14 protein-coding genes are annotated in these 14,749 nt (G+C 67.2%); 13 read left to right on the top strand and 1 reads right to left on the bottom strand.

Features of this window, described 5'->3' with window-relative positions:
* The first annotated feature begins 94 nt into the window (after positions 1-94).
* The 5 genes from DX923_RS14825 to DX923_RS14805 all read left to right on the top strand — a co-directional run bounded on the left by DX923_RS14825 (position 95) and on the right by DX923_RS14805 (position 5,427).
* A complete protein-coding gene (locus tag DX923_RS14825) occupies positions 95-1,189 on the top strand; it encodes an SGNH/GDSL hydrolase family protein (RefSeq protein ID WP_162873044.1) in 1,095 nt (364 codons plus the stop codon).
* Positions 1,190-1,280: 91 nt separating this feature from the next.
* Positions 1,281-2,666: an adenosylmethionine--8-amino-7-oxononanoate transaminase gene (gene bioA, locus DX923_RS14820; protein WP_205413059.1), complete on the top strand. Its 1,386-nt coding sequence runs from the start codon at positions 1,281-1,283 to the stop codon at positions 2,664-2,666.
* Positions 2,663-3,448 (top strand): dethiobiotin synthase, encoded by a 786-nt coding sequence (gene bioD, locus DX923_RS14815; RefSeq protein ID WP_116115866.1) that lies wholly within the window; start codon positions 2,663-2,665, stop codon positions 3,446-3,448. Before bioA ends, bioD begins: the two co-directional genes overlap by 4 nt.
* A gap of 139 nt (positions 3,449-3,587) precedes the next feature.
* Entirely contained in the window at positions 3,588-4,904 is a 1,317-nt protein-coding gene (bioB, locus tag DX923_RS14810; RefSeq protein ID WP_116116368.1) for a biotin synthase BioB, read from the top strand.
* 109 nt (positions 4,905-5,013) lie between these two features.
* Positions 5,014-5,427 (top strand): DoxX family protein, encoded by a 414-nt coding sequence (locus tag DX923_RS14805; RefSeq protein WP_116115865.1) that lies wholly within the window; start codon positions 5,014-5,016, stop codon positions 5,425-5,427.
* Positions 5,428-5,823: 396 nt separating this feature from the next.
* On the opposite strand, the gene DX923_RS14800 is transcribed toward DX923_RS14805, so the two are convergent.
* The gene (locus tag DX923_RS14800) at positions 5,824-6,831 is read right to left on the bottom strand and encodes an N-acetylglucosamine kinase (protein ID WP_116115864.1); all 1,008 of its coding nucleotides are present in this window, start codon (positions 6,829-6,831) and stop codon (positions 5,824-5,826) included.
* A gap of 278 nt (positions 6,832-7,109) precedes the next feature.
* Between DX923_RS14800 and DX923_RS14795 the strand changes: the two genes are divergently transcribed.
* The 8 genes from DX923_RS14795 to DX923_RS14760 all read left to right on the top strand — a co-directional run bounded on the left by DX923_RS14795 (position 7,110) and on the right by DX923_RS14760 (position 14,616).
* Complete coding sequence (locus tag DX923_RS14795) at positions 7,110-8,384, top strand: sugar ABC transporter substrate-binding protein (protein WP_116115863.1); 1,275 nt, start codon at positions 7,110-7,112, stop codon at positions 8,382-8,384.
* Entirely contained in the window at positions 8,384-9,289 is a 906-nt protein-coding gene (locus DX923_RS14790) for a carbohydrate ABC transporter permease (protein WP_116115862.1), read from the top strand. The genes DX923_RS14795 and DX923_RS14790 overlap by 1 nt, the downstream gene beginning before the upstream one ends.
* Positions 9,286-10,095 carry a carbohydrate ABC transporter permease gene (locus DX923_RS14785; RefSeq protein WP_116115861.1) on the top strand — a complete coding sequence of 270 codons (810 nt, stop codon included), beginning with the start codon at positions 9,286-9,288 and terminating at the stop codon, positions 10,093-10,095. Before DX923_RS14790 ends, DX923_RS14785 begins: the two co-directional genes overlap by 4 nt.
* Positions 10,096-10,099: 4 nt before the next feature.
* Positions 10,100-11,689, top strand: a complete 1,590-nt coding sequence (locus tag DX923_RS14780) for a glycoside hydrolase family 3 N-terminal domain-containing protein (protein ID WP_116115860.1) — start codon at positions 10,100-10,102, stop codon at positions 11,687-11,689.
* Complete coding sequence (locus DX923_RS14775; protein ID WP_116115859.1) at positions 11,686-12,936, top strand: anhydro-N-acetylmuramic acid kinase; 1,251 nt, start codon at positions 11,686-11,688, stop codon at positions 12,934-12,936. The genes DX923_RS14780 and DX923_RS14775 overlap by 4 nt, the downstream gene beginning before the upstream one ends.
* On the top strand, positions 12,933-13,895 hold the full coding sequence (locus DX923_RS14770) for an N-acetylmuramic acid 6-phosphate etherase (protein ID WP_116115858.1): 963 nt from the start codon (positions 12,933-12,935) through the stop codon (positions 13,893-13,895). The genes DX923_RS14775 and DX923_RS14770 overlap by 4 nt, the downstream gene beginning before the upstream one ends.
* Before the next feature lie 111 nt (positions 13,896-14,006).
* Entirely contained in the window at positions 14,007-14,333 is a 327-nt protein-coding gene (locus DX923_RS14765; protein ID WP_116115857.1) for an SAV_915 family protein, read from the top strand.
* On the top strand, positions 14,323-14,616 hold the full coding sequence (locus DX923_RS14760; RefSeq protein WP_162873043.1) for a hypothetical protein: 294 nt from the start codon (positions 14,323-14,325) through the stop codon (positions 14,614-14,616). Before DX923_RS14765 ends, DX923_RS14760 begins: the two co-directional genes overlap by 11 nt.
* The last annotated feature ends 133 nt before the right edge of the window (positions 14,617-14,749 follow it).

Here is a 14,749-nt window from a genome sequence, read left to right as displayed (position 1 = left end):
TAAGGCGCACATGCGGGACCGCTCGAACAGCCATCCACAGTCGGCACACAGAAAAGAGACCGTCGTTGACAGTTTCACCCGGGACTCTTCCCTCATGACCCGTGCCCGTCGTCGGACCGCAGGCGCACACCGTGGATCCCGCCGCTCGACCTCGGCACCACACTCGGCCGCCCGTCTCGCCCTCGCCACCGTGGTCGGCCTCGGCGCGCTCGCCGGAGGCATCTTCGCCGCAGAAGAAGTGCAACAGGGACGCGAACCGTTGAAATTCGCTGCGGAGGCGCTCGCCGGCCACCGGGATGTGGAGATGCCCTCGGCCGCCCCACCCAGTGCGCCTGCCGACCCGGTGACTCCGGGTCAGCCGGAGACCCCGGTCGATCCGCCCACGGCCAACCCCGAAGCCGGCCAGTCTGCTCCGCACGCACCTTCGGTGGCGGTCCCCGTCATGCCGAAGCCAGGCGCCTTGCCGGTGCCTTTCGCGCCAGATCCGGGCAATCCGGGGGGCTCGTTGAAGGTCGTCGGTCTGGGGGACTCGGTCGCCTCCGGTTTCGCCTGTGAATGCATGAACTACGTCGACATGGTTTCCCACCGGCTCGGTGACCGGTACGGACGTCCGGTCGACATCGCCAATGAGGCTTATCCGGGGGCCTTCTCCCAGGACGTCCTCGATCAGCTCGCCGAGGAGGAGGCTCAGAAGAAGATCAGGGAGTCCGACCTCGTCGTCGTGGGGATCGGGGCGAACGACTTCTCCGAAGAAGCGGACAACGCCTTCCTGGCCGAGTGCCGTGATGCCGCGGCGTCGTCCTGTTATGCCGACACGGCCAAGTCGATGCGTGCCAATCTGGACGCGATCCTCACCAAGGTGAAGGCCTTGCAACAGCGGCCCGGAGCCCAGGTCGTCGTGCTGGGTTACTGGAATGTCTACGCCGATGGCGAGGTCGGTCGCGCGCACGGGCCGGAGTTCGTCGCGGGTAGTAACAGCCTCACGAAGTGGGTCAACCAGATGATTGCGCAGAGTGCCGCCGATCATCAGGCGTTGTACGCCGACGCCTATGCCGCTTTCAAGGGAGATGGCACCCAGGACACCACCGACCTGTTGGCTCCGGACGGGGAGCATCCGGGCCCGGCGGGTCATCAGTTGCTCGCTGAGGCGGTGCTCTCCGCCTTGGGGGACCATGCCGTCAAGATGTGATCGACGAGTATCTCCACCGGGCGGGATGATCGGGCATTCTGGGACGTTCGTCTCCTGAACATGGTTCAATTCGGCTGGTATTGTCCGCGGCATGCACGACCGATCCGCCTCGGTATCCGCTGACCCCACAGCCGTGGACCTGGTCGTCCGCGACCGCACCAGGGTGTGGCATCCCTACGCCTCCACCATCGATCCGGGGCCGCTGTACGCCGTGAACTCTGCGTCCGGAACCCGCCTCACGCTCAGCGACGGACGAAGCACCTACGACGTCGTCGACGGGATGTCCTCCTGGTGGTGTGCCATCCACGGCTACCGCAACCCGGTGCTGGACGAGGCACTCCTCGCTCAGGCGGGCCGGTTCAGCCATGTCATGTTCGGCGGGTTGACCCACGAGCCTGCGGTGGCCCTGGCCGAGGCCTTGGTGGAGATGGCGCCAGCTGGTCTGAACCGGGTCTTCCTGGCCGATTCGGGCAGTGTCGCGATGGAGGTCGGGCTGAAGCTGGCCCGTCAGTTGGCCTTGACCCGTTCCGCGCGGGGGGCTGCGGCCGATACCGGGTCGGCACGGACGAAGATCGCTGCGCTGCGCGGTGGCTATCACGGGGACACCTTGGGCGCGATGAGTGTGTGTGATCCCGAGGGCGGGATGCACGCAGCTTTTGCCGACAGCATCCCGGCCCAGCTCTTCCTGCCGCGTCCGCCGTCGTTCACCACGGCCCCGGACGACCCGGAGATGGTCGAATGGGCGGTGCAGGCCCGGGAGCTGGTCCATGGTCATCGGGATGTGCTGGCGGCGATCGTGGTGGAGCCGATCCTGCAGGGCGCAGGGGGCATGTGGTCCTGGGCACCGGCGGCGCTGTCGGTGTTGCGGGAGCTGGCCGACGAGTACGAGCTGTTGTTGATCGCGGACGAGATCGCGACCGGTTTCGGCCGGACGGGGCGGCTGTTCGCCTGTGAATGGGCGCAGGTCGTTCCGGACGTCCTGGTCGTCGGAAAGGCGCTGACCGGCGGATACCTGACTCAGGCTGCGGTGCTCGCCCGGGACGAGATCGCTGCGGAGATCGGACGGGGGCCGTTCGGGGCGTTGATGCACGGCCCGACGTTCATGGGTAATCCGCTGGCCAGCGCGGTGTCCTTGGCGTCCTTGGGCCTGTTGGCCGATGGGGCGTGGGAGCCGCTGGTGGGTCAGGCTGCTCATGTGTTGAGCCGGGAGCTGGCGCCCTTGGCGGAGAGCGCCGGTGAGCCGGGCTCCCCGGTCGGTGACGTGCGGGTCCTGGGGGCGACGGCGGCGATCGAGCTGACGGTTCCTCTGGACATGCCATTGGCTTTGCGGACTGCGGTGGAGAACGGCGTGTGGTTGAGGCCGTTCCGGAATCTGGTGTACGCGATGCCGCCTTATGTGGCGGACGAGTCGGACCTGGTGACGATCGCGCACGGCATGCGCGCGGTGGTCGAGGCTTTGGCGGGGAGGACGTCATGACTCCTCGGGTGGCTGGTTCCCCGAGTCTGTGGAGCGGTGTCACGATCGTCACCGGGACGGACACCGATGTGGGCAAGTCGGTGGTGACGGCGGTGTTGGCTGCGGCGCTGCACCGCCGGGGTGTCGGTCTGGCCGTGGTGAAACCGGCGCAGACGGGGCTGGCTCCGGAGTCCTTGGACGGTGACGTCCAGGTGGTGGAGCGGCTGGCGGGTCTCCCGGCCGGGGTCTGTCATGAGTACGTCCGTCTTCCGGAGCCGTTGGCGCCGTCGACGGCGGGTCGCCGGGCGGGGATCGCGCTTCCGGCGGTGACCGAGCACGCTCGGCGGATCGCTGATCTGGCACGGGCGCATGATTCGGTGCTGGTCGAGGGCGCCGGGGGTGTCCTGGTGGGTCTGGACGACGCGGGGCGTGGCCTGTTGGAGCTGGCGGATGCTTTGCGGTGCCGGGGGGTGCCGACGGGTTTCGTGGTGGTGGCTCGGGCCGGGCTGGGGACGTTGAACCACAGCGCGTTGACCTGTCGGGCGATCCGGGGCCGGGGTCATGATCTGAGCGGATTGGTGATCGGGGCGGTGACCGATGCGGAGTCTTTGGCCGGTCCGGACCATCTCGCCGAGCGCTGCAATCTTGAAGAAATCAGTGAATTCTGTGATGCACCAATTCTTTTCACCGTTCCTTCCGGGGTGGGTGCGTCTCCTGAACGGGTACAGGAAGCCGCTGGAGGCGTCCCGTTGACCTATATCGACCTCCCCGCACGGTCCGACGTACGGCAGGCACTGGCATGAACCGACACCCGGACCGCCGCATCCCGGCGACCGCCGACGAAAGGTGAGCACCATGACCACCCTTGATGTGACCGAGGCGACCGGCACCCCTGAGGCTGCTGACCCGCAGGACGGCGGGTCCGTGCTGGATCTCCCAGCGATGGTCAAGGCCGGGCTCGCCGGTCGATCGATCACCCGTGCACAGGCCATGGCCGTCCTGGCCAGCGGGGACGACGACCTGATGTCCTTGGTCGCGGCGGCTTCCCAGGTGCGTCGCAAGCATTTCGGACGTCGGATGAAGCTGAACTACCTGATCAACCTCAAGAGCGGCATGTGCCCGGAGGACTGCCACTACTGCAGCCAGTCGCTCGGCTCGGAGGCCGGTGTTCTCAAGTACAGCTGGCTGGGGAAGGACGAGGCCTCCGCGGCGGCTGCGGCCGGTGTCGCCGGTGGCGCCCGGCGGGTGTGTCTCGTCGCGTCCGGCCGAGGCCCGAGCAACCGTGAGGTCGAGAAGGTCGCGGGGATCATCGAGGGCATCAAGGCCGACAACCCCGAGGTGGAGGTGTGTGCCTGCCTCGGTTTCGTCACCCAGGATCAGGCTCGCCGCCTGCACGAGGCCGGGGCCGATGCGTACAACCACAACTTGAACACCGCCGAGTCGGCGTACGAGGAGATCTGCTCCACGCACACCTACGCCGACCGGGAGGCCACGGTCGAGGCGGCGCACGCCGGTGGATTGTCGGCCTGCTCGGGGTTGATCGCCGGCATGGGGGAGAGCGACGAGCAGCTCATCGAGGTGGTCTTCGCGCTGCGGGAGATCGGCGCGGATTCGGTGCCGGTGAACTTCCTGCTGCCTTTCGAGGGCACTCCGTTGCAGGGGCATCTGGCGCTCACCCCGCAGCGTTGTCTGCGGATCCTCGCGATGGTGCGTTTCGTGCACCCGGACACGGAGGTGCGGGCTGCTGCCGGGCGCGAGTACCACTTGCGTTCCTTGCAGCCGTTGGCCTTGGAGATCTCGAACTCGATCTTCCTGGGCGACTATCTCACCTCGGAGGGCCAGGCCGGTGCGGCTGACCTGCAGATGATCGCCGATCTGGGGTTCACCATCGAGGGCGGTGGTACGCCGGAGGAGATCTTGGAGGCGGCTGCGGCGGCGGCGCACGGTCAGGTGCACGGGGTTGCCGAGGGGCATGCTCACGTGGTCGGGCAGACCTGTGGCAGCGCTGAGGGCGGCGGCTGTGGCGGCTCGGGTTCATGCGGTGGGTCGGGCGGCTGTGGTGGCGGTGGCGGACATTCCCATGGCGACGGGCACGGGCACGGGCACGGCGGGGAAGAGGCTGCGGTCGTCGAGCCGCCGAAGGACTGCCCCAGCAGGCAGCCGGTCTCCGGGCCGGTGCCGGTCACGGTGGGTTCGGAGCCGCCGAGTGTTCAGGTGCGTCGCCGTGGTGTCGGGACGGAGCTGCCGCCGAACGCCTGATCACTGTTCACGGCTCTGGGAGCTGATCAGGCCGGCGGTTCGTTGTCCGTTCGTGGGCCCGTGGCCCGGGCACGTCGTCACGGCATCACGCGCGGGCCCGGACGAGGAGATGACATCACTCATGAAGTTCACCGCCAGGACGGTCGGTCGGGTTGCACTCGGAGCGCTGCTCATTCGGGCAGGTCTGAGTCACCTGGGTGCTAAGCGCGCCGAATTCGCCGAGATCGTGCCTGATTGGTTCCCTGCGGACAAGGACCGCACCGTCGTGGCCTCCGGGGTCGCGGAGATCGCTCAGGGCGCTGCATTGATCGCGCTGCCGTCCCAGCAGCGTGTGGTGGGTCGGACGGCAGCGGCTTTCTTCGTCGGGGTGTTCCCGGCGAATGTCTGGCAGTACATGGAACGCAAGGACACTTTCGGTCTGGACGACGACAACAAACGGTTGGTCCGGTTGCTGGTGCAGCCGGCGTTCGTGGCCTGGGCGCTGTGGGCCACCAGCGGGCCGTCGGAGCCGGTTTCGCGTTGAGAGCGGTTGTCTTGCCGGGACGTCTCGGGTTGAGGGAGGCCTGACCGTCGGCGGTGCCGCCGCTCGTTTCTCGGAGGGTCGCCCGATCCAGGGGGTCGGACGACCCTCTTCGCGTGTCCTGACTCTTCCTGGGTGACTGGAAGCCTGTTTCGGACACTACCGGCCGTATTCAAAACGGCCTCCAGTTGATGGAACAGGCTTCCAGTTGATGGAACAGGCTTCCAGCGGATGGAGCAGGCCTCCAGCGGATCGGGAAGGAGCTCTCAGGAATTCAGCCTGATGTAGGTGTCGACGAAGTAGGCCACGATGAATCACGTGTCCGACCAGCGACTTCGTCGATGGTCGCATCGTCGCTGCCCACGTCGTCCCCCACGGCGCCGCCCACGGCGCCGGTGTTCACTCCATCGCCCGGGCCAGGGCTGCTCGGTCCAGCTCGACGCCTGCCGCAGCGGCCGCCGCCGCGCAGGCGCCGACGACCGGATGGGGGACGAAGACCGCCTGCGGATATCCCGCGCCCACCCGGTGACGCAGCGGACCCGACGCGAGCAGCCCGCCGGCGAAGATCACCGGAGTCTCACGGTGGTCGACATCGTCGATCGCCTCCGAGCCCCCGGCCACGCCCACAGGTCCGACGGCGGCCAAGGTCGTTGCCAAGGCTTGCCCGGCCCGGTCCACGATCACCGTGGCCTGTTCGTCCTGCCCGGCCAGGTTCAGGGCGACCTGCGCGAACTGTCCCCATTCGGCGGGGCGTAGCTCGTCGACCGCCCGGATCAACTGTTGTGGGTCGACCTGTTCGCGGCCGGCCTCCGGGTTGAGCGACAGCTGCCGTAAGACGGCCCCGGTCATCGCCGTCGGTGCCCCGCCCCGATCCAGGTCGGCGGCGACAGCGCGTAACACCCGCCGCCCCAACCAGACCCCTGACCCGGTGTCGCCCAGGAGCCAGCCCAGGCCGTCCCGTCGGTCGTGCAGCTTCCACCCACGGATCGAGGCGGCCACCGCGCCCGTTCCCGCGATCAGGACGAGCCCGTCCGGGCTGTGAGCGGCCGCGCGGAAAGCGATTTCCAGGTCTGTGACCAGGGAGAAAGAGCGTGTATCCGGGTCAGACGGCTGCTCGGCGACCTTCAGACCGACGGCGGCACACGCCCGGCGGATCGCTCCGGCGACCTCGTCGCGGCGGGCCGGACCAGCACCGGCCGACCCGATGCACACCTGTTCCGGCCGGGTGTGCATCGGCCCGGTGTCGAGACATTCCCGCAGCGCCCGCGTCAGATGACCGGCCAGATCACCCGGAGAGGAACGCACATTGCCGCCGCGGGCCAATCCCCTTCCGACCAAAGAACTTTGGGCATCGGTGAGTACGGCTCGGATGGTGGTTCCGCCGATGTCCACGCCGAGAAAAACCATGGGGTCACCTCTTCAACCTGTCGACGCCGTCTGTCGACCCGACCGCAGGTGTACGTCCTTCGTAGGTGCTTGGCACGGAGAAGAACCCGAGACGGACCGATTCCCCAGAGGAAAACAGGCTTCCACATGTCCGTCGTCGGTGGGCCGAGATCGCCCAGTGCGGTGGGGCGACCTGGCACGCCGAAGCGGCCAGTGGTATCAAATGCGCTACAGGACAGGGGAGGACACGTTAGTTTCAGAGGATCACCCGGCCCGCGCGGACTCGACGAGGAGAACTGATGGGCAAGCGTCTGGCGTGTACCCTGACCGGCCTGCTGCTGCTCCCGATGGCAGCCTGCGGAGACTCCGGGAGCAGCTCCACCCGCGGTGACGGTCAGAAACTCACCGTCTGGATCATGGAGGGCACCAACCCGGACAGCACCGCCTATTTCGCTCAGGTGAAAGAGGCCTTCACCTCGAAGACCGGTGCCGAGCTCGACGTCCAGCTCGTGCCCTGGGCCAGCGCGAAGGACAAGTTCACCACGGCCATCGCCGGCGGAACGACCCCTGATGTCGCCGAGGTGGGTACCACGTGGACCCCTGAGTTCGCCGATGTCGGTGCCCTGGCCGATCTGACCACGAAAGTTCGCGAAGCAGGTCTGGCCGACGATCTCGTCGACGGGTTGAAAGAAGCCGGCACTCTCGACGGAAAGCTCTACGGCATGCCCTGGTACGCCGGGGTACGCGCCGTCCTGTACGACAAGGAGATCTTCGCCCGGTCGGGGATCAGGTCGACGCCCACCACGTGGTCCGAACTCACTGAGGCCGTGGAGAAGATCAAGAGTCACCAGCCGGGGGTCACGCCGTTCGCGGTGCCCGGCAGCAGCGAGTTCACGGCGGTGCCGTTCATCTGGGGTGGGGGCGGCGAACTCGCGGCGAAGGAGGGCGACCGGTGGAAGAGCCGGATCAACTCGCCCGAGTCCGTCGCAGGGATCACCTTCTTGACCGATCTCGCGGTGAAGAAGCAGGGGTCGACCCCGGCGGCAGCGACCTGGAACGAGAAGGACGCCCTGGCGGCTTATGCCAAGGGCAGCGTCGCGATGATCGTCTCCGGGTCGTGGACCCCGCCGACGTTGACGAAGGACGCCCCGGAGGTCGCCGCTCGGACGGGGGCTTTCCCGATCCCGGGGAAGGACGGCATGGCGCATTCCTTCACCGGCGGCTCCCATCTGGCGGTCTTCGAGAGGAGCCCGAAGAAGGACTTGGCGTTCGAGCTGGTGAAGTTGATGACCACCGGTGACCTGGCGACCAGGTGGGGGAAGGAATCGACCTATTTCCCCGGGACGAAGAGCCTGGTCGGGCAGCTGAGCGGGGAGGGGAAGCTGACGGAGGTGTTCGTGGAGCAGTTCACGCAGGGCGGTAAGTCGGTACCGGTGACACCGGCGTGGGGCAAGGTACAGGGCAAGAAGGTCGTCCCGACGATGATGCAGTCGGTGCTTTCCGGGAAGGCCACTGTTCAGCAGGCCGCTGATCAGGCGGCGAAGGACATGGACGAGGTCTTCGCGGCGAAGTGATGGCGGTTCGTGGTCTGGTCCGGCGGTCTCGACCGTGGTTGTTGTTGGCGCCTGCTCTGGCGATTCTCGCGGTGCTCATGGTGTGGCCGCTCGGCAAGGTCGTCCGGTTGTCCTTCCAGGACTACGGGCTGCGTGAACTGAATCGGGGAACGACCAATGACATCGGGTGGCGTAACTATGCCGAGATCCTCGGCGACGGTTATCTGTGGCGCACGGTGTTGCCCAATACGGTGGTCTTCGCGGCGGTGTGCGTGGTGCTCACCGTCGTAGTGGGCACGGTGGTGGCGCTTTTCCTGAAGTCCTTGCCGACATCGCTGCGCTTCGTGTTGTGCAGCGCGATCATGGTGGCCTGGGCGGTGCCGGCGATCACGGGGACCTATGTATGGGTCTTCCTGTTCGATCCCGGGGACGGGTTGATGACGCACCTGTTGGGCGGTCTGGGGTTGGTCGAGACGGGGCGGACGAACTGGTTCCTCGACCGGACGTCCTTCTTCGCGATCGCCACGTTGAACGTGGTTCATCACGGATTCCCGTTCGTGGCGGTGACGGTGCTGGCCGGGTTGTTGGCCGTCCCGGACGAGCTCTACGAGGCGGCGCGGATCGACGGGGCGGGGGCCTGGCGGCAGTTCCGGCATGTGACCTTGCCGATGCTGCGGCCGCTGTTCGCGGTGGTCACCATCTTGTCGACCATCTGGGATTTCAAGGTGTTCACGCAGATCTTCCTGATGCCTGGTGGGGGTGGCACGAACCGTGAGGTCTTCAACCTGGGGGTGTGGAGTTACATCACGAGTTTTGGGCAGGGCCGTTATGGCATGGGGGCGGCGATCGCGGTCCTGTTGACCTTGTTGTTATTGGCGGTGACCGTGGTCTATCTGCGGACGTTGTTCGCCGAGGAGGAGTGGTGAAGGGCGTCGGACGGTGGGCCGGGGTCGTCGCCCTGCTGGTCTTCGCGCTGTTCCCGGCCTATTGGATGGTGTCCACCGCGGTCGATCCACGGGCGGCGACCAGAGGTGGGGGCCTGTTGCCGTCGGGGGTCAGCGCCGAGCATTTCACGCGGGTGTTCAGCGGGGCCGGTTTCGGTCGTTATCTGATGAATTCGGCGTTGGTGGCCTTGGTGGCGGTGGCGATCAGTTCGTTCGTCGCCTTGTTGGCGGCGGTGGCGGTCGCTCGGTTCCGGTTCCGGATGCGCACCACGGTGATGGTGATGATCCTGGTCGCTCAGATGGTGCCTCTGGAGGCTTTGGTCATTCCGTTGTTCCTGCAGGCTCGGACGTTGAGCATGTTGAATTCTCTTCTGGGCCTGTCCGTGGTCTATCTGGCGTTCTCGTTGCCGTTCGCGGTGTGGCAGTTGCGTGGTTTCGTGGCGGCGATCCCGGTGGAGTTGGAGGAGTCGGCCCAGGTCGATGGGTGTACGTGGTGGCAGTCGTTCTGGCGGGTGCTGGTGCCTCTGGTCGCTCCGGGTCTTGTCGCGACGAGTGTTTTCGGTTTCATCACGGCGTGGAACGAGTTCATCTTCGCGTTGACCTTTCTGCAGGATCAGCGGAAGTACACGGTGGCGATCGGTCTGCAGAGGTTCTTCGGGGAGAACACCGCCGAGTGGGGGCCGATCATGGCGGCGTCGACCTTGCTCGCCGTCCCGGTGGTCGTGTTCTTCATGGTGGTGCAACGTCATCTCGTCTCGGGGATGACTTCCGGTGCGGTGAAGGGATGACCTGATGAGCAGGCTGGCCCATGGGGTGTTGATGACCGGTTTCGTGGGCACCGAGGTTCCTGCGTGGCTGGCGGAGGCTCTTGCCGACGGGCTCGGCGCGGTCTGTCTGTTCGCCGGGAATACTCCTGATGCGGAGACGACGCGTGAGCTGACGGCTCGGTTGCGGGCTGCGCACGATCAGGCGGCGGCCCGGGCGGGTGCTGAGGCGGACAGCGCCGGGGGGCTGGTGGTGGCGGTCGACGAGGAGGGCGGTGATGTGACCCGGCTGCAGGCTGTCCATGGTTCGTCCTTGCCCGGCGCTTTTGCCTTGGGCGTGGTGGACGACCCGGAGCTGACCTGGCGGTGCGGTCGGATGTTGGGCGAGTTGTTGGCTCAGGTCGGGGTGGATCTCGATCTGGCGCCGTGTGTGGATGTCGCGGCGGAGCCGTTCAATCCGGTGATCGGTACGCGGGCGTTCGGTGGGGAGCCGGAGGTCGTGGTCCGGCAGGCGTCGGCCTTCGCTGCGGGTCTGGCGGCGGCGGGGGTGGCTTCTTGTGCGAAGCATTATCCGGGGCATGGGGACACCAGGGTGGACAGTCATCTGGCGTTGCCGGTGCTCGATGTCGACGAGGAGTTGCTGGAGCGTCGTGATCTGGCTCCTTTCCGGGCTCTGCTGACTCCGGACGGTCAAGGACGGTCGATCGTCGACGCGGTGATGGTGGGTCATCTGGTGTTTCCTGGCCGGGGCCCTGATGCGGCGTCCTTGTCGCCATGGGCGGTGCGCAGTATCCGGGAGTGGGGTTTTGCCGGCCCGGTCGTCACCGATTCCTTGGGGATGCGGGCGCTCGGCGATCGGATGTCCTTGGGGGAGGCGTGTGTGCGGGCCTTGGTGGCGGGGGCTGATCTGTTGTGTTTGGATGCGCCGCATCATCGTGACCCGGAGGTGGCTTTCGCGGAGGCGGTGGGGGCGATCGACGAGGCCTTGGCGGCGGGGCGGGTCGATCCGGCTGCCTTGGCGGCGTCGGCTGCGCGTAATGCTTCTCTTGTCAGGCGTTCTCGCGGTCTGGGTTGGCCTTCGGACGGTATTTCGGACGAGGTGGCGGTCGACGGTGGTGCCCGGGTGGCTTCCGAGGTGTGGCAGATCACGGAGGAGGCGGTGCGGGTCGTCGGCAGTGAGGCTGCGCGGCAGGCGTTGCGGTGTTCGGGTGATGTCGCGTTGACGGGGCCGCCGTTGCTCATCGACGTCCGTCGTCGTGTCGATATGGCTGCTGACCGTCTCACGTGCCCTTTCGCGGAGGCTTTTCGGCGGACGTGGGTGGCCACCGATGTCCTGATCCCGTTGGACGTCGCTGAGGTCGAGGCGGCTCTGGACGTGGCTCCGGTGGGCCATCACGTGGTGGTGCTCACCGGGCGGGCGTGTGCTGATCCGGTCGAGGGCGATCTGTTGAAGTCGGTGCTCGCGGCGCGTCCGGACGGGGTGGTCGTCCATACCGGGGTGTCCGGCGCGGCGCCTGCTCCGCCTCGTCTGGTCTGTTCTTTCGGGAGTGGCGCGGCGAATGCGGTGGCGGTGGTGGAGGTATTGGCGGCCGGGGGCACTGGCGGGGGTGGCGCGTGAGGGTACTCGGGGTGATGTCGGGTACGTCCTTGGACGCTGTCGATCTGGCGTTGGCGCAGATCACTGCGGTGGATCTTCCGGTGCCGGGGCGGGAGGTGCCGGAGGGTCCGGCGGGTTCAGGGGCGCTGGCCGGGGCATATGACGTCTGTCTGGCACCGGTGGCTCAGGGGGAGGTGCCGTGGCCGGCTGGTTTGCGGGAGGAGCTGCTTGCGGCGAGTACGGGGTCGGGTGCGGCCGGTCCGGATCGGTGGTGTCGTTGGCATGCCGAGGTCGGGCGGGTGTTGGGCGCGGCCTGTGCGGAGGTGGTGGCTGGGTGGGGGCCGGTCGATCTGATCGCTTGCCATGGGCAGACGCTTGCGCATGTCGTGCAGGACGGTCGGGTGTATGCCAGTCTTCAGGTCGGTTCGCCTGCTCAGGTGTATGCGGCCACGGGGGTTCCGGTGATCAGTGATCTGCGGAGCGCTGATATCGCTGCGGGTGGTCAGGGCGCGCCGTTGGCCAGCACGTTGGACGCCTTGTGGTTGAACGATCGGCCTTCGGCGGCGGTCAATCTGGGTGGTATCGCGAATGTGACCCTGGTCGATGCGGCGGGGGCGGTCGCCACGGGTGACACCGGTCCGGCGAATTGTCTGTTGGACAGCGCGGCGGCGCAGGTCGGGGAGCCGTGTGATCGGGGTGGCCGTTGGGCGGCGGCCGGTCGGGTCGACGGGGTTGCTTTGGCGCGGCTTCTGGCTGACCCGTATTACGCCCGGCCTTTTCCGAAGAGCACTGGTCGGGACTATTTCCATCGTCGTTATGTTCGTGATCTGTTGGGGGAGGGGGCGCCGACGGGGCCTGATCTGTTCGCCACGTTGACCGAGTTGACGGCTCGTACGGTGGTGGGTGCGCTCGGGGGCGTCGAGCGGATCGTGGTGTCGGGTGGCGGAGTGGAGAATCCGACGTTGATGGGGAGGATCCGCGAGTTGGCTGATGTGCCGGTGGCTGTCAGTGATGAGCTCGGTCTGCCGTCGTCCGCGAAGGAGGCTTTGTTGATGGCTTTGTTGGGGTGGATGTCTTTTCATGGGGTTCCGGGGGTGGCGACCGGTTCGCGGGGTCCGGTGACGGGGGCGGCCCGGTCGGTGGTGTTGGGGTCGTTGACTCCGCCGCATTGCTCGGTGCCTGGTGGTGGCCGGTGTGGTCGGTCGCCTCGACGGCTGGTCGTGGGTGGCCCGTCCGTCGGTGGGGTGCGTGACGGGGGCGGGCGGTGAGCGGCGCTTCCCGGCCGGATCTGGGGTGGCGCACTGAGGGGCGTCATCCGGCTTCGGGGTGTCTCGACACCGGTGACACGGCTGAGGTGGTGGCGGCGGTGCTGGCTGCTGATCTTCAGGTCTTCGACGCGGTGCAGGCGGTGTCTGCGCAGGTGGTGGCGGCGGCGGAGTTGATGGTCGCGGCGGTGCATGCCGGGGGGGTCGTCCATTACGTGGGTGCGGGGACGTCCGGGCGGATGGGCGTATTGGATGCGGTGGAGCTGTTGCCCACGTATCGGGTGGGCCCGGAGTCGGTGCGGGCTCATCTGGCTGGGGGGCTGGCTGCGATGACTCGTGCGGTGGAGGGTGCGGAGGACGACGAGGCGGCGGGTGCCGCGGTGGTGCGGGGGTGTGCTCCGGGTGATGTGGTCGTCGGGATCGCTGCGAGCGGGCGCACTCCGTTCGTGCGGGGGGCGGTGGTGGCGGCGCGGGCGCGCGGGTTGGCGACGGTGTTGATCGCGGCGGTTCCGGATGCGGCGTTGGCAGGGCTGGTGGAGGTGGCGATCTTGCCGGACACGGGCCCGGAGGTCGTGACGGGGTCGACTCGGATGAAGGCGGCGACGGCGCAGAAGTTGGTGTTGAACGCCTTGTCGACGGCGACGATGGTCCGTCTGGGGAAGACGTACGAGGGTTTGATGATCGACCTGGTGCCGACGAATGCGAAGTTGCGGGCGAGGTCGGTGCGGATGCTGGTTCAGGGCAGCGGCCGTTCGGAGCCGGAGTGTGTGCGGGCGTTGGCGGCGGCGCAGGGGGAGGTGCGGCCGGCGTTGGTGGCTCTGGTGGCTGGGCTGTGTCCGGAGGAGGCCGGCTCGGCGGGCGTGCGGGCGGCGGTGGCGGCGTATCCACCGGATCCGGGTCGGAGAGGGGATCCTTCGGGGGTTCGGGCGGCGGTGGCTCGGGTGCTTTCGGGGCGTTCCTGAACGTCGGTGTTTTGTTCTTCGGTTACTGGGGCGGCGGGGGCGGGGTCCGTTCTATTCTCCCTGGGCCGGGGTGACCTTCTTCGGCGTGATGCTGGTGGCCAAGGGGGCACGGTGGACGAACAGGTGTGGGCGCGGTCGGTTCCGGAGGAGAAGCCTGTTGAGCTTCCTCCGGTGTGGTACGTGCCGTGTATGGAGGTCGACGGCGAGTTGCGGGTGATGCTGCGGCGGATGGAGGACGGCCGGGTGGCTTTGGTGGGGTACACGGCGCTGGATCGGCTTCGTGACGGAATCGGCGATTGTCCGTGGGTGCTGCTCAATGCTGATGGGCTGCAGCAGGTGCATGATTTGAGCCCGTTCGACCTGTTCTTGTACGACCTGGATCTGTTGGGTGACGGCGGCGCAGATGGCGCTGAGGGTGGGGCTTCTCGTGAACTTTGAGGTTGATCTGGGGCAGTTGTCGCAGATTTCTGGGATCTTGTCGCGCTCTGGTGATTCTTTTGACGGGGTGGCTGATGGTGCGCCTGGCGAGGTCGATGCGGGGGAGGTCAGTTCTGCGGTCTTCGAGGCTTTGGCGTTCATCGCTGAGCAGGCGGGCGCTTTGTCGCAAGAGCTCCATGGGCTGTCCGGTGCGGTGAACGAGTGCCGGGGCGCTTATGAGCAGACGGACAAGAGTGCCTTGGACGCTGTGCAGAGAGCCGCGCAGACGCGGGGTGACCGCTGATGTCTTTGGGGACGGAGATCAAGGGGAGACCTGAAGACCTCAGCAAGGTTGCTGAGTGGCTGCGTGGCTCGGTGGCGGCTCAGGCTGTGAAGGCGGGGGATGACCTTGCCCGGGCGAAGAATGCGGCGAGTTC

Origin of the sequence: Austwickia chelonae, from assembly GCF_003391095.1 — a bacterium.
GTDB lineage: Bacteria > Actinomycetota > Actinomycetes > Actinomycetales > Dermatophilaceae > Austwickia > Austwickia chelonae_A.
The sequence above is the reverse complement of the archived record's forward strand: the minus strand, read 5'-3'. Positions and strand labels throughout refer to the sequence as shown.

Excerpts from the sequence above, each read along its gene's own strand:
- DX923_RS14825 (WP_162873044.1), top strand. The coding sequence starts at position 95 with ATGACCCGTGCCCGTCGTCGGACCGCAGGCGCACACCGTGGATCCCGC.
- bioA (WP_205413059.1), top strand. The coding sequence starts at position 1,281 with ATGCACGACCGATCCGCCTCGGTATCCGCTGACCCCACAGCCGTGGAC.
- bioD (WP_116115866.1), top strand. The coding sequence starts at position 2,663 with ATGACTCCTCGGGTGGCTGGTTCCCCGAGTCTGTGGAGCGGTGTCACG.
- bioB (WP_116116368.1), top strand. The coding sequence starts at position 3,588 with ATGGTCAAGGCCGGGCTCGCCGGTCGATCGATCACCCGTGCACAGGCC.
- DX923_RS14805 (WP_116115865.1), top strand. The coding sequence starts at position 5,014 with ATGACATCACTCATGAAGTTCACCGCCAGGACGGTCGGTCGGGTTGCA.
- DX923_RS14800 (WP_116115864.1), bottom strand. The coding sequence starts at position 6,831 with ATGGTTTTTCTCGGCGTGGACATCGGCGGAACCACCATCCGAGCCGTA.
- DX923_RS14795 (WP_116115863.1), top strand. The coding sequence starts at position 7,110 with ATGGGCAAGCGTCTGGCGTGTACCCTGACCGGCCTGCTGCTGCTCCCG.
- DX923_RS14790 (WP_116115862.1), top strand. The coding sequence starts at position 8,384 with ATGGCGGTTCGTGGTCTGGTCCGGCGGTCTCGACCGTGGTTGTTGTTG.
- DX923_RS14780 (WP_116115860.1), top strand. The coding sequence starts at position 10,100 with ATGAGCAGGCTGGCCCATGGGGTGTTGATGACCGGTTTCGTGGGCACC.